A 572-nucleotide genomic window follows, 5' to 3' on the forward strand; every position below is an offset into this window, starting at 1 on the left:
TTGAAACTGACTGACTCAAGCTTACTGATGCTGAAGCACTTGCGCTTGTTGAGACAGATTGGCTGCCACTCAACGAAGCTGAGACTGATTCACTTGCTGAAACCGATTGGCTCAGGCTCAATGATGCTGAAGCAGACTCGCTTGTTGAAACTGACTGACTCAAGCTTACTGATGCTGAAGCACTGGCACTTGCTGAGACTGACTGGCTCAAGCTCAACGAAGCTGAAGCACTTGCACTTACTGAAACGGACTGGCTCAAGCTCATTGACGCTGAAGCACTTGCACTTACTGAGACAGACTGGCTTGCGCTCATTGACGTTGAAGCTGATTCACTTGCTGAAACGGATTGACTTAAGCTCAACGATGCTGAGGCACTTACGCTTGCTGATACAGACTGGCTGGTGCTCAATGAAGTTGAAGCTGATTCACTTGTTGAAACTGACTGGCTCAAGCTCATTGACGCTGAAGCACTTGCACTTACTGAGACAGACTGACTGGTGCTCAATGAAGTTGAAGCTGAGGCACTTGTTGAAACTGACTGGCTCAGGCTTACTGATGCTGAAGCACTTGTG

General features: G+C 48.3%; 1 protein-coding gene. It reads right to left on the reverse strand.

Going from position 1 to position 572, the window contains the following annotated elements:
• Positions 1 to 572 (reverse strand): hypothetical protein (locus tag SCRDD08_RS11715; RefSeq protein ID WP_196756192.1); only part of this gene is annotated, 572 nt, incomplete at both ends.

Source organism: Streptococcus cristatus (assembly GCF_001578775.1).
Taxonomy (GTDB): Bacteria; Bacillota; Bacilli; order Lactobacillales; family Streptococcaceae; genus Streptococcus; species Streptococcus cristatus_A.